Annotated in this window: 12 protein-coding genes; 10 read left to right on the forward strand and 2 right to left on the reverse strand. The window is 42.0% G+C overall.

Features of this window, described 5'->3' with window-relative positions; all coding sequences use genetic code 11:
* The first annotated feature begins 164 nt into the window (after positions 1-164).
* The 5 genes from R7E51_RS15630 (at position 165) to R7E51_RS15650 (ending at position 7994) form a co-directional block, all read left to right on the forward strand.
* Positions 165-3830: an ATP-binding protein gene (locus R7E51_RS15630; protein WP_206957735.1), complete on the forward strand. Its 3666-nt coding sequence runs from the start codon at positions 165-167 to the stop codon at positions 3828-3830.
* Positions 3814-4980: an EAL domain-containing response regulator gene (locus tag R7E51_RS15635; protein ID WP_206957733.1), complete on the forward strand. Its 1167-nt coding sequence runs from the start codon at positions 3814-3816 to the stop codon at positions 4978-4980. The genes R7E51_RS15630 and R7E51_RS15635 overlap by 17 nt, the downstream gene beginning before the upstream one ends.
* Positions 4973-5569, forward strand: a complete 597-nt coding sequence (locus tag R7E51_RS15640) for a response regulator transcription factor (RefSeq protein ID WP_206957731.1) — start codon at positions 4973-4975, stop codon at positions 5567-5569. The genes R7E51_RS15635 and R7E51_RS15640 overlap by 8 nt, the downstream gene beginning before the upstream one ends.
* Before the next feature lie 9 nt (positions 5570-5578).
* Entirely contained in the window at positions 5579-6949 is a 1371-nt protein-coding gene (locus tag R7E51_RS15645) for a GGDEF domain-containing protein (protein WP_206957729.1), read from the forward strand.
* Between the two features lie 157 nt (positions 6950-7106).
* Positions 7107-7994 (forward strand): LysR family transcriptional regulator, encoded by an 888-nt coding sequence (locus R7E51_RS15650; protein WP_206957727.1) that lies wholly within the window; start codon positions 7107-7109, stop codon positions 7992-7994.
* Here the strand turns inward: R7E51_RS15650 and R7E51_RS15655 are convergent.
* Positions 7991-8599 (reverse strand): response regulator transcription factor, encoded by a 609-nt coding sequence (locus R7E51_RS15655; RefSeq protein ID WP_017821556.1) that lies wholly within the window; start codon positions 8597-8599, stop codon positions 7991-7993. The genes R7E51_RS15650 and R7E51_RS15655 overlap by 4 nt on opposite strands.
* A gap of 684 nt (positions 8600-9283) precedes the next feature.
* Between R7E51_RS15655 and R7E51_RS15660 the strand changes: the two genes are divergently transcribed.
* Positions 9284-10264: a chemotaxis protein gene (locus R7E51_RS15660; protein WP_025998672.1), complete on the forward strand. Its 981-nt coding sequence runs from the start codon at positions 9284-9286 to the stop codon at positions 10262-10264.
* Between the two features lie 49 nt (positions 10265-10313).
* On the opposite strand, the gene R7E51_RS15665 is transcribed toward R7E51_RS15660, so the two are convergent.
* Positions 10314-10850 carry a prepilin-type N-terminal cleavage/methylation domain-containing protein gene (locus R7E51_RS15665; protein WP_154204316.1) on the reverse strand — a complete coding sequence of 179 codons (537 nt, stop codon included), beginning with the start codon at positions 10848-10850 and terminating at the stop codon, positions 10314-10316.
* 444 nt (positions 10851-11294) lie between these two features.
* Between R7E51_RS15665 and R7E51_RS15670 the strand changes: the two genes are divergently transcribed.
* The 4 genes from R7E51_RS15670 to R7E51_RS15685 all read left to right on the forward strand — a co-directional run bounded on the left by R7E51_RS15670 (position 11295) and on the right by R7E51_RS15685 (position 14148).
* A complete protein-coding gene (locus R7E51_RS15670; RefSeq protein ID WP_206957724.1) occupies positions 11295-12017 on the forward strand; it encodes a sulfite exporter TauE/SafE family protein in 723 nt (240 codons plus the stop codon).
* 102 nt (positions 12018-12119) lie between these two features.
* On the forward strand, positions 12120-13025 hold the full coding sequence (gene rarD, locus R7E51_RS15675) for an EamA family transporter RarD (protein ID WP_206957722.1): 906 nt from the start codon (positions 12120-12122) through the stop codon (positions 13023-13025).
* A 209-nt stretch (positions 13026-13234) separates the two neighbouring features.
* Complete coding sequence (locus R7E51_RS15680) at positions 13235-13621, forward strand: MAPEG family protein (protein ID WP_033906496.1); 387 nt, start codon at positions 13235-13237, stop codon at positions 13619-13621.
* A complete protein-coding gene (locus tag R7E51_RS15685; RefSeq protein ID WP_033906497.1) occupies positions 13615-14148 on the forward strand; it encodes a hypothetical protein in 534 nt (177 codons plus the stop codon). Before R7E51_RS15680 ends, R7E51_RS15685 begins: the two co-directional genes overlap by 7 nt.
* Positions 14149-14430 lie beyond the last annotated feature (282 nt).

Raw genomic sequence — 14430 nt, forward strand, 5'->3', positions numbered from 1 at the left:
ACGCAAACGCTGTGTAGTCAAAGGTGGATTGTGTTGTCAGATTGTTCTGACGAATTTTGGTTTTCTGCTTTTATATCAAAGTGTTATTTTTATTTCGCTGTTGAGCGAAGTTTGACTTTTATCTGACAAAAACTAGTCTGAGCTTCCATTCAGAGGAAGCAGTCATGCTCAGTATTCTTAGAAGTATTACGGTATCGTCCGTCGCCTTAATTTTTTTAGCGAGTTCTTTTTGCTCAACTGCCAAACAGAGTCCTAAACCGAAGGTCATCGTTGGTGTTATTGCGCAAGACGAAGCTAAAGACTCGTTTGACGGTAGCGTTGGTCCTTCGTACGGAATTAGTCTTGAGTATTTGTCTAACATTACTAAAGCTTTGGATTATGAGTTAGAACTTCGGACTTACAAGCATATTCCGTCTTTACTTGCGGATGTCGAAAGCAAGAAGATTGATGGTGCGGTTGGATTTAGTAAAACAGCAGCAAGAGAAAAGCGTTTCTTGTTTTCGATGCCTTTCTTTTCGAGCACTATCGCGGTTTGGTATCGGAATGCCACTTACCGAGATAGTGATGCGCGTGATCTTAAATGGGTGTGTGTTGAGGGCAGTGTGTATTGTGACAACCTCACTGAACGCGGTATCGATAAGATACATTACGTTAAAACACGTTTAGAGGCGTTTAATGAAGTTAAGCGAGGTAAAGCGAACGCGCTGATTTACACTTATGTTGGTATTACCCAATATTTGGATTTGAATGACATTGTAAAAGGGGTTGTCGATATTCCCAGTTGGTTGAAAAACGAAGAGGTGAGTTTTATCGCTTCGTTGGACAAACAGAGTCTGATCGATGACATCAACAAAATCCTTCAGTGGGAGCAAAATGGAAAAAACATTCGCTCCGTCGCCTCGAAAAATCCTTACCATATCAGTGATAAGTTATTGGTAGATTACCGACGTAATCATCAAAACAAACTAGTGATAACTTACAGCAGCAGTGACGAAGCTTATCCGTTTCTCTACCGAGATTCGCAAACGGGCGAGTTAGATGGCTTCTTTCCAGATTTTGTCGACTTATTGCAGTCTCGTACTGGCTTGAGCTTTAAGTATGTGAAGCCGACGTCGAGCCTTTCTAATGGATTAACGGCATTTGATGCCGATATAGTCCCCATCTCTTATGTGGGTGAGCTACCTAAGTCAGATTGGTTGTTCACTAAACCATTCATGCACAGTAATTACGTGGCTATCCAAGCGGAGCAGAGTAAGCGCGATAAATCTGCACTGAAAGAAGCGGGTATTCTGCTCACTTTGAAAAAGCAAGGGTTAGTTCATTTGGGCACTTGGCAGCAAGGCCAAGTTGATCATTATGATGATTTGAAAAAGCTGCTTACCGATTTGAAATCGGGCGTTTTGGATGTGGCTTATATTCCTGACGACATCGTTCACAACATGATTGCACAAGATCAAGTCGATGGCTTGGTGATCAATGCGGAGGACGTTTTGACGTTCTCTAATGCATTTGCGGTTGCAAACCACAATACACAACTTCAACACATGTTGAACAGCATCATCGAAACCATTGATTCTAACGAGATCGAAAAACTGCTGCGTTCTCACCGAAGCTTCAAACTGACTTATGGCTATGACGCGGAGCAGATCGCTACATTTGTTGTTGCTGGTTCATTCATATTCTGTCTCATGTTAATTGCGGCGTATTTCATCTTATCTCACATGCGACTTAAAGTGAGGTTAGCCGAATTTAATGCTGACAATGAGGAAGCGGAAAAGCAATGGCTGATGGACATCATCAAAGAGATCAATAGCTTGGTTTTTATCCATAGTGAAAATAACCATATGGAGATGAGCAATTGTGCCAACTACAACAGTAAACAGTGCCAACAATGTAAGTTGAAAAGTGATTCTGCACACGCTCCTCTGGTGAATAATTTTGATGAACTGACCACTGTTATTGCTGGAAAGCGTATTTCAGAAGAGGTTGCCTCGTCGGGCTGTGAACTTGATATTAAACATGTATATCGAGAACGCAAAGTCATCGCTTCTCCTAGCGGTAAGAACAAGTTTGTACTGACTGTTATTCAAGATATTACCCAGCAAAAAGAACGTGAGCAGGCGTTAATCGATGCGCAAAAAGAAGCGCAAACCGCGGTACGTGCGCGCGAAAACTTTTTGGCAACCATGAGTCACGAATTAAGAACGCCATTGTCGGCAGCACACGGCATCCTCGATTTGCTAAATCACCAAGTGACGGCAGATTCAAATCGCGAGTTAATTGCCCAAGCCATACGCTCGCTCAATCATTTGAATACGTTAGTAGACGAAGTACTGGATTATTCAAAGTTAGAGGCAGGGTACTTAACCGTCGCCCCAGTTAAGACCGACTTGCTTAAAACCTTGTGCGATGTGTTTCGAAGCTTTGAACCACGAGCGCTCGCGAAAGGTTTGGATTACAAAGTGACAATCAAACCATTTTCGAATGCTTTCATTGAAATCGACGCGCTGCGATTGGTGCAAATTACCACTAATCTACTCTCCAATGCGGTGAAATTCACTGCGGAAGGCGAGGTTGGAATCAGTGTCATTCTTCATGAAAAGCAGCTTATCTTGAAAGTGGCAGATTCAGGTATCGGCATGACGGATGACCAACTCGAAGGCATTCTCAATCCTTTTGTTCAAGCGGATGACACTATTACGCGTAAATATGGCGGCACTGGATTGGGGCTGAGCATTGTTGACCGATTGATCGACTGCATGGGCGGCGTGCTCTGCATCGATTCACAATTTGGCTTAGGCACGACGATTACCGTCAAACTGCCAATTGAGCATTGCGACTCTGAGCCAGACGTTTGTTTGAACTGGACGTATAGCGAGAGCTTACCACTTAATATTCGCCAGTGGTGTGACGCGTGGAAAATGCGTCCAGCGACGTTAAAAACAATGGTGGCGAACCTTCACCCTATACACGACAGCGATGCCAGTTTTAATGGCCTAATGCTGCGTGACGAACAAAGAGTACTTGGCAGTCTTACGCTAAGAGAGCTTAAGTATCCAGATATATTGTTCAATTTGCTCTGCCAAACGCAGCAAGACACCAAGCTTAGTGACGTAAATCAAGAAGTGGTTTCTTGGGTTCTCGGCACGGTACTGGTCGCAGAAGATAATCCCATTAACCAAAGCGTGATAGCAATGCAGCTTCATGAACTTGGAATCGAACCTGTCATTGTGAACAACGGCCGCGAAGCATGGGAATACATCAACCAAGATGAAAACGTTGTGTTGCTGCTGACCGATTTTCATATGCCAGAAATGGATGGCTATGAGCTTGTTAGGCACGTGAAAAACTCCGAATTTAAAGCTATTCCAATCATCGGTGTGACAGCAGAAGATGCTCGTCTTGCCATTGAACGTACACAGGATATCGGCATTGATGATGTGCTCTACAAACCCTATGACCTTAATCAATTAAAAACCGTTTTGATTCCATTTATTGGCGAAAAAGAGAGGGGGAGGCTGCCCGGCTGGATTAAACGGTTCAAAGCACAGGACGCAAAAGAGATTGCGCGCGTGTTTAGTCAATCAATGTCTACAGATATAAAAAACTTAAACGCCGCATCGACTGAGCGAGACAAAAAACGGGTCATTCATGGCATCAAAGGAGCGGTTGGGGCGATAGGGGTAAGCATGCTGGCTGAGCTTTGTATTGAGGCAGAACGAGTTACTGCTGCGGAGTTTGACAGGCGAACAGCGGAGCTAATTTTACGAATCGAGCAGGAGATCGAAAACATAAACTATTGGGTAGAGACAAATGAATACACAATTTAATGTGATGGTGATTGATGACCATCCGCTACAAACCACAATACTTTCGCAAATATTGGATCGCTATTGCGCGCAAGTCATCCCCTTTAACTGTGTGGATGCTGCTATTCAGAGTGTGCAGGAACAACATTTTGACGTAATTTTTTGTGATATCCAAATGCCCGGAAAAGACGGCATCGATATGATGGAAATGCTCGATAAAGTCCAGTACCAGGGGCAAGTTGTACTGGTCAGTGCAATGGAATTGACCATTATTTCTGCGGTAAGAGCCATGTGCGAGGGATTTAGCTTTGAAGTATTAGGGAAGCTGCCTAAGCCATACGATGAAAATGAAGTCGTTGATTTGTTGGGTAAAATAAAAGATGAAAAAGCGAAACAAGTCAGCTTTGCTCAACCTATTGAAGTGGAAGATCAAGAATTCCTGTTTGCTCTGGCTGAAGGGCGAGTGAAAAATTATTACCAGCCTTTAGTCGACGTGCAAAGTGGGGAAGTGCTTGGGTATGAAGCGCTCGCGCGTTGGAATCATCCTATTTATGGTGTGTTACCCCCTCATTATTTTTTGCCAATTGTAGAGCGTTGCCGCCTTTCTGGAGAGTTGTTTCAAGCTGTATTGAGTAATGTTATCTATGACATGAAACACCGCGGATTGACGCAAAACGTATCCATCAATGTAGACCATGAAAATTTAGAAGATACGGCGTTCTCTCACTACTTTTTACAGCAATGTTCAGAGAGCGAGATTGACCCATCACAAATCACCATTGAAATTACAGAGCGAGATACATTTCAGACTAGCGCGTCCCTGTACAAGAATTTACTCAAGTTGAGGATGAACGGTGTCACTGTCTCAATAGATGATTTTGGCACGGGGTCATCGACGTTTGAAAAACTGGCTCAACTGCCATTCAACGAGTTAAAAATCGATCGTTCGTTTGTACAAGGTGTCGAATGCGACATCAAAAAACGCAACATCGTTGTTGCTATTTGCGCGTTAGCGAAAAGTTTGAATATACGACTGGTCGCGGAAGGTATTGAAGACGAAGTCACATTGCAAGCGATACGTGAGTATGGCATTGATCTTTGCCAAGGCTTCTACATTGATAAACCCATGCCACTAGAAGCCATAACCATACTAAATGAAAGATATGAATAAATTGAATTACTTGATCTTTGACGATCATCCTCTCGTTTGTGTTGCAATCAAGTCGTTGTTGGAAGAGTTAGGTAAAACAAATGGGGTATTGACTGCAACATCAGCGAAGATGGCATTACAAATATTGAAAAAGGAAGAAATTCAACTGTTGATCTTAGATGTGAACTTGGCAGATTGCGATGGGTTTGATTTCTACAAACGTATCAAATCCCATGGTTATGAAGGCAAAGTCATTTTCTTCTCCGCTGAAACTAGCCAAATGTACAGCCAAATGGCTTTTCGTTCTGGCGCTGATGGCTATGTGTGTAAATCGGAAAATCACGACATTCTTAAAGACGCGATAGAAGCGGTAGAGAGGGGGTATACCTTCTTCAAATTTAAGCAAGTTGTTAACAGCGTTCGAGAAATGCCACAACTTTCAAGCAGAGAAAGTGCAGTAATGAAGTATTTACTACAAGGAAAGTCCAATAGAGAAATCGCTTCAGTGCTATCAATAAGTGATAAAACAGTCAGCACATACAAACGCCGTCTATTGGATAAATTTAACGTAAAGAACATTGTTGAGCTAACAAGAGTGGCGGGGGCGTAAGACCGCATCATGACACTTAAAAGTATCGCGTTGTCTCTTTTCATCGCAACATTACTATTCGTCACTTCTGTCACAATGATTGGTGCGGTGTTAATTTCTTATGAAGTAAAGCAGTTCAACACTTACGCGAATAATTTAGCTAAGATAAAACAAAAAGTAATTCTCATGGGGCTATTGACGGAAGCGCAGCTCGAGCAATACAAAGGCATGAGCGTGAGTGAAGTAGAAGCGCAAACAGAGCTAAGCTTTCAAGATGCGATTTACTCCCTGTCACCTTATGAAAAACTTAATTACGTTGAAGCTGTTGCACGGAAATCGCTTCATCAGGCTGAAGCGTATTTATCAAATGCGTTCAATCGACAAAATGCCGTTATGTATTTTCGTTCTTATACTGGAAACAAACTCATCTTAGAGAGACCGATTGAAGCGCTAGAGGGAGTGAAAGCCACATTTGATGTTGATTGGTGTAAAAGTAACTATTCTTGTGTGTTAGCCGCGTGGAAAGAGCAACTAACGGACCGGGTATTGTTTTCCCTACCATTTAAAACGACATACTCCGATGACATGGCGATAAGCATCATGAGTCCGGTTTACTTTCAAGGTGAGTTAGTGGGAGAGTTCTCGGAAGAATTATACCTCTCGCCGCTTTATAATGATGGGAAAGCGGTGGATGTTCAAATAGCGAATGGGAACAAGCAAATGGTGATTTATTTCGCTGGCTACCCCTTTCCATCATTCGCGTACACCCAATCATATGTCGCAGACAACAACAATCTTATCGTTTACATGTACCCATTCAGCAAAATTGTATTGGATTACGTGTTCTTGTTTATCATCTTCTTTTTCGTAACCTTAGCGTATTACAACAAAGCTTATGAATCTAAAGAGAGCCAACTTCGCCTCGCGAAAGCACTGACGAACGTGACGAAAGATGATTTAACGGGATTGTTTAACCGCAGAGTCTTTCAAGATAGCGAATTCAAACGTCGTTTGGAAACCGCGCCATATTCCGTCATTGCAATAGATGGCGATAGGATCAAGAGAATCAATGACCATTACGGTCACCATGTAGGGGACGAAGTTATTGGGATTATTGCTGATGCTATGTCTAAAGTGTTTCGAAATAGTGATTATCTAGTTCGAACTGGTGGTGATGAGTTTGTTGCGATTCTGCCAGGTTGCAGTATCAGCCAATCTTCAATATTGGCGAAGAAGCTTCGTAGTGTCGTTAAAGATAACCGACTAAAGACCTTGGATATCGAAGTTAGTGTGAGTACTGGTATCGCGGCGAATGAATTACACGAAACCCTTCAGGACGTTATTGTACGTGCAGATGAAGATCTCTATGAGATGAAAAAACACAGACAAAAGTCCCATTAAGCAGGTCTGGTATTGACTCAATGTTAAGTTACGGAACATAACCATGACATAACTGTTTGATTAATTTGACCAAACAGAATGAGTGGTCTTTTATATTAGAGCAGTCAACAAATAGTGATTGCTCTATTTATTCTCGACCTTACATCTGGTGTCGCACGTGAACAAAGATCTCGACTTAAACTTACTTAAAATACTTGTCTTACTGGATAAGCACCGTCAGCTCAAGCCCGTTGCGAAAGCGATGGGGAAGAGTGAAGCGTCAATTAGCAAATACCTTGCCCGATTGCGACTCCAGCTAAACGATGAATTGTTTATTCGGCATCCTCATCACATGGAACCGACGGACTATTTAAAACGTCAATTACCTAAAATTTCCGATGCACTCGAGAAGCTTGAAACTTGTCTAATTAGAGATGAGTTTGAACCGGAAAATTACGAAAAAGACATCACCATTTGTTTACCGCAAACCGCTCAATACTCATTTGGGCATTTACTTGCAATGGATTTAATGGTGCTGTTTCCCAAGGCGCACATTTCGATAGCAACGATTACAGAGTATACGATAGAAGAGATAATCCTAGGCAAAGTGGATGCGCAGTTACATTACTTCAACGAGGATGTTCCGAAATCTGTTTATCAGAAGTTCATCGGCTATGCGCCTGCTGTGGTAGTTGTCCCTGAAGAGCTGGGAATTACCACCCTGGAAGAAGCGGCCAAACTTCCCTTTATCATGTTAGAGATTATCGGTTGGAAAGAGAAAGAGCAGCTCGTTAAGCGTGCAATGGAAAGCCACGGTATGGTCATCAACCGTATTGCGGCTCTAGACAACGTAAGCAGCGTATTGAAGCTAATTAAGCAAAAAAGCGCCGCAACCGTGTTACTTGAATATCAGGCGCCAATTGATGGATATAAATTTATAAGAGTGCCAGAGCATTTTTACCTAGATGGCTGGCCAAAAGTGGTTGTACAGGTGAAGCAAAGCTTAAGACATGATGCAATGCACCAGTTGTTAATCGGTGCTATTGCAAAATACATGAGCGCTTAGCGGCAAAACTCAATGTTTTCTGACTGAGGGATAGTATGCAGAAGTTCAATCAACGTGTCCGCATGGTACTTTTTCAGAATACGCGTTTTGTAGGTGCTGATTGTTTTAGCGCTGAGTGAAAGTTGTTCAGAAATCTTCTTATTTGAGTAGCCTTGTACAAGATAATGGAACACCATGGCTTCGCGATTTGAAAGTGTTACGTTACCCGACGATGGTGTGTGAGTCGACTTAAACATTGAGTAACCGCGTGAAACACTCACAATTGCGTCGATAATGGTCTCTCTTGTTTCATGTTTGCTTAAGAAGCCGTTTGCGCCCATTTCGTACGCTGCTTTAGAAAGACTCGAGTAGTCGCGTGAAGAAACAAATAACAGTCGGCCACGATATCCCGTCGCTAAAATGTTTTTGGCTAAACGCATACCATCGCGGTCGCCAAGCACTACGTCTAGAATAATCAAATCAATCTTTTGGCCTCGGACAAGATCCATCACTTCCGCACTGTCAGTGGTTTGAATCACTTCAGCTGCGTTGATTACAGATTCAACTAGAGAAGCAAGTGCTTCGCTATACAATGGTTGAGCGTCGATAATAAGAACATTATTCAAAGTGAACCTCACCTAATACATCAACTAGTGTGCTGTCAGGCGACAGCGCAATTGGATGAATAGGATTGTAGGAAAAACCTTGCTAAGAGGAAGGAAAATGACTCTTTCCAAAAGTGAAAATCAGTGTCTTGATTATGGGAATAGCGATGTCAGGTATTGAAATACCTAGTGATAGGATAATTGCTTAAAACTTACGCTGACAAAAAATTAACAAACTGAAAGTGCTCTTTCAGTGTTCTACGCCTTCAGATTTTCTTGCGACGCCTCTAGCGCTTCGATTTAAACTCGTGTGTTCACAAGCGCAGTTTTATACCATGCCACTTGAAGAGAGCTTGTTCTACACCAGGCATGAGCACAGTAGCCAACTTTGTACTGATATCTGTTAGATAGGTTTGGCTATTGACGCTGAACATCACTTCAAATTATTTCTAAACTTTTCATTGACTCTGCCGCTAAAAGTGGAGGTGTTAATTCGCACTTTGGCCACTCATAATGTCGTGTTCAAAAATGAGACAATTTTACATGGTTTGGTATGGAAATGTGCGTTAGCCGTCCTTTTGATGGTTTACAAATTTTGTTGTAACGACTAAAAAGGACTTTTGGATTTTTAGCCAGAGAATGGCTTCTCATGGCGTTTGCATCAAACTTTTTCTGATGCGTATTTTTGGTTGGATAATTGGCTTTATGAGTAACGTAACCAGCACCATTTTGACAGAAAGTGGTACCAATGAGCTTGAAATCATCGAGTTTCATTTAGAAAAAACATTGCCAGATGGCAGCACAAAAACTTGTTATTACGGCATTAACGTTGCGAAAGTACGAGAAGTAATTCGCGTGCCAGAAACAACCGATTATCCAAACGCACAACCTCATATGATTGGTGTGTTCTCATCCAGAGATGTACTGACGCCTTTAGTGGATTTAGCTGGTTGGTTAGGTGTGCCAACACGACAAGATCTGGAGCGCAAGTTTGTAATCGTTACGGATTTCAACAAAATGACCAATGGCTTCTTAATTGACAGCATTTCTCGTATTCATCGTATCTCTTGGAATGATGTGGAATCACCAAGTCAGTTTTTGGAAGCGGGTGAACAAGATTGTGTAGTAGCCGTTGTCCGTAAAGAAGGCAACCTGATCATGATTCTCGACTTTGAAAAAATCATCGCAGACATCAACCCAGAATTGAGTATGGAAAAATACGATGTGAAAGGGGACAAGTCGGTGGATCTCAACCAGAGAATGGTCGGTAAGCGTAATGCTAAAACGATCATGGTGGTGGATGACTCAGCATTTATTCGCTCTTTGATCCAAGATACATTAGCTTCTTCAGGCTACAATGTGATCACATGTAAAGACGGTGGTGAGGCGCATGAGAAGTTGATGAGCTTGATCGAGGTTGCGAAAGAAGAAAACTTGCCAGTTAAAGAGCTATTAGATGCGGTGGTTACGGACGTAGAAATGCCTCGAATGGATGGTATGCACTTAGTGAAGAGACTACGCGATACCGAAGCGTTTCATGAAATGCCGATCATTATGTTCTCGTCATTGATGAGTGAGGATAACCGAGCGAAAGCACTATCTCTTGGCGCAAATGATACGATTACCAAGCCAGAGATTGGCCGCATGGTGAATATGATGGATAAATACGTGTTTAACTTTGCGTAAAAAACCGATCAGATGAAACAAATAAGGCTGCCGATTGGCAGCCTTATTTTTATTGAGGGCAGGGAAGAATATCTAAGGTGTAACTCTCGTTTGGAGTCTGCGGTGGCCCATATAAAATTCCGCATTGAGTTAGGCTACTATTTTTATCATCTCTTGCTGAAATGACGACTTTAATGTTGTTAGTCTGAACAATTTTCCAGTCACTATCACCATGCTGATTCTCAAGTTCCGAGACTAATAGAGCTAAGCTTGTTTCATCTGCATCTGGGTAACCGTACCTAAATGTACAGTTAAGAGAGCCATTTAACTCACAGCTTGAGAAAGGCAGACTTTCTGGGCCCTTACCTGAACCTGCGTCGGTGTGTTTATTTGATATATATGGATAATGTTCCAACCCTGCAATCGCCATTTTCCCATAACCGACGCCTAATGCTGACGCAATAGCGCCTTTCATTCCTTCCAAACGAGCTTCACGTGCATCACTTTGAAGGTTTAAAAAGCGTGGCGCGGCAGTGACAGCAAGAATACCGAGCACGACAATAACTACGACTAACTCTATTAGAGTAAATCCCGTTTGTTTTTTCATATTATTTTCACAGCAAGTTAAAGGTAGAAAAACACTGACCGTACACTTGTTTATTGTGTAAATAAGTACGGTAATGATAAATCGATCAGTAGTATAAAGAGGTGAGTTGTAAAGTGCTATACCGACGCCGCACTAATTGACTGAATCCATTAAATGCAACGGAGAATTCACGGGTCTAATTCGGCTAGATTTTAAGAGGTCATTAATTCCGCTGAAGAAATGCTGCGTGAACAGGCGAGCATGAATCCTCTTCGATGTAAGCAAACATGTACATAAGCGGAATGAAATACAAAATGCAAATGAGGGCGAACCGCACAAATGGATTGTCTTTTTATTCACTTTGATGAATGCTACGCGGAATTCATATCGCAGTATGCCTGAGGCATTCATCATGCGAATGTGCTTTGGTTTTGTGTTTATTTTTCAAATATAAGAATAATCTAAATGGAATTCGATTCGATAAACTTCCTTGCAATAGGTTTGATATTTCTTGGCTCTTATGTCCAGACCGCAATCGGTTTTGGCTTGGCTATTGTTGCCGCACCTTTACTGATTCTTTGGGCGCCAGAATATGTTCCTGCGCCAATCTGTTTAGTCGCGTTATTTATTTCGTTGATGAATGCGATGAAGCACCGCAGTAGTGTTGAAATCGGCGGCTTAAAGATGGCGTTGATTGGGCGAGTGCCGGGATCAATTGCTGGTGGCTTGCTACTCTTTTTTGTATCTACACAAACTCTCACGCTTTGGATTGGTTTGTTGGTGCTGTTTGCAGTCGTGGTGAGTGTTTTACCGTTTCGGGTTGAGCCTACGCCTTCGCGTATGACATGTGCTGGTTTCTTTTCTGGGTTGTTTGGTACCAGTTCTGCGATTGGAGGTCCTCCGATGGCGTTATTGTTGCAGCATCAAGAAGCAAATCAGTTACGCGGCAACTTATCGGCTTTTTTTGTTTTCAGTTCGATTATTTCACTAATAGTACAAATCCCAGTGGGCTTCTTCACATTGCATCATTTGGTCATTACTATTCCTCTATTACCTGCTGCGTCGCTTGGTTACTGGCTAGCAATGAAAACTACCCAGTCGTTACCAAAAGAAAAGATTCGGTTTGGGGCACTTATGTTGTGTTTTGTGAGTGGCTTTACCGCCGTCGTACAAGCGTTGAGCCAATAATGCCATCTGCATCATAAAGTCACTGCGGGATTGCATTCCTTTTTATGTATGGCGGACTTGTTTACTTACGCCAAATTGGTCGTTTAGATGGGCGATAGTTTTATGAATAACACTCGTTATGGCACTTTTATGGCAGCATTCTCCTTTGTGATCTGGGGATTGCTACCAATTTATTATCGTTATTTACCAAATGCTTCTATGGATGAGTTGCTAGCATGGCGAATCATTGGGTCTGTACCTGTCGGGTTTCTAATTGTACTTGGGATAACCCGTCGAGGGCTGAATTGGAAAGAAATCTGGCTTGATAAAAAATCCTTGTGGTACACGTTTGTGGCGAGCAGTTTGATGTGTATTTCTTGGAGTGCGTTCACTTGGGCTTTGACCCATCATCGGGTCATCGATGCCAGCTTAGGCTTCTTTATTGGACCATTAGTATCTGTTGCACTAGGCGTATTTATTCTTGGGGATAAGCTCTCAAAAGGCAAACTTATTGCAATCGTGCTGGCAACAATTGGTGTTATGTATCAAGTGATTCACTATGGTCAGCTACCCGTTATCGCACTAACGATGGGGTTGTTCTTTGCTTTGTATGGGCTGTACAAGAAGAAGATAAATTATGACTGGAGTACAACCTTGTTTGTTGAGGCGTTGTTACTGACTCCAGTTGCACTCGCATATTTGCTCTATAAACAATGGGCAACTGGTGAACTGGCTTCGGGCATAGATACCATAACATTGCTTTTGTATTTTGGCAGTGCACCTATCACACTTTTACCACTTGTATTTTATTCTATCGCAATACGTATAACTAATTTATCAACCGTCGGTCTAATGCAATACATCGAGCCAAGCTTGCAGTTTGTGTTGGCAGTTATGTTTTTTGGCGAGTTGTTTGACGAAGTGAAAGCGGTGACCTTTGTATTTATTTGGGTAGGGCTGTTGTTCACAATTTTTGAAAGTATTATCAAAGGGCATCGGCGCAAAAAGCTGGTCAAACACCCCTTATAGTGGTTTCAATATTCTCACATATTAGCTTCTTTATTCTTATGCCCTCCATTCGAGGGCATTTTTAATGTCATGAAGCATTGGCTTTCGTTTTTTGCCCGAATAGAAATCATAACTTGAGATTATTTGACGCATTATCATAATGATACCGCTATAGTTATAGCCAAGTGACACGCTTATATAAGTGAAAACCAGATCAAGAAGGACGACATATGATCACAGCTCTGTATGCCAACATTCTCGCAATACTCATTATTTGGTTGGCTGTTCAAGTAATTAAGCAACGTCGCTTAAATCAAATTGCTTATGCCGATGGTGGGGTAGAGGCTCTACAAATTACTCGTAGTGCCCAGAGCAATGCGACAGAATATATCCCCATCACCCTAATTTTAATGGCACTTTTAGAATTCAATAGTGCTTACCCAACATGGATACATCTCACCGGTATTATTTTTGTAATTGGTCGAGTTATTCATGCTAAAGGCATATTGAAAAAAGACTTGAAAAAGCGCATTAGAGGGATGCAGGTGACATTTCTGGTGATACTTTCATTGGTTGTGTTAAATATGATTTACCTGCCATACGATAAGTTATGGTAAGTCTGCGACGTTACATTCCACCACCTTGGGTACTCGTTCTGATTGGATTAGTACTGAATATTGGCGCGATCATCGTTACTAGCTTAGTCCTTGATAAGTTGGGTAAACAGCACTCGCAGCTCGCAGAGCAAACAGCAGAAAACTTGTATTCCATCCAACTCGCATGGAACAGTGTGGAAACCCTAGAAAGGAAAAGAGAAGCTTTACTGCTGCATGTGCACATAAGTCAGAGCGTAGCGATACCTTTAGAGCTAGAAGAGGTATTAGCAGGGCATTTATCTTCTTGGGTTCTCAACGAGTCGGATGAAATAAAAATTGATCAACTTCCTCAACTAATGTCAAAGATAAATCAGGCACAAGCTTCGTATAGAGACCGCATCGATAATTACTACATTGAGAATGTAGAGCTCAATGAGGTAATGGCAAAGCAGGATGAAAAGATCGCTTGGTACAAGAATATCGGACTCTTCTTGCAAGTATTCGGACTTGCGTTAATCCTTGCACGCGACTTAGCTAGGAAGCAATAAAAGCAAGAGCTAAAGATCAGGTTTATTGCGAAATGCCAATGGTAGTTTGCAAATTGCAATTTATTCTGTGAGCAAACAGTAGCTATTGGTTAAGTTTTAATGAAAGTGATTAAATAACAACCTGTTTTTGTGCGCTTAAAAGTTGGCACGCCTCATGCTTTAGTATGAGTGACCCTTTCTAAGCCGAGGGTCACCTAGCCAACTGACGTTGTTAGTGAACCATCTTGTTCACAAATATATACAGCCAATCACGACTCCTTGTGGTTGGCTTTTTTTTATGCA

The sequence above is a fragment of the Vibrio sp. Vb1166 genome (assembly GCF_033338695.1).
Lineage (GTDB): Bacteria > Pseudomonadota > Gammaproteobacteria > Enterobacterales > Vibrionaceae > Vibrio > Vibrio alginolyticus.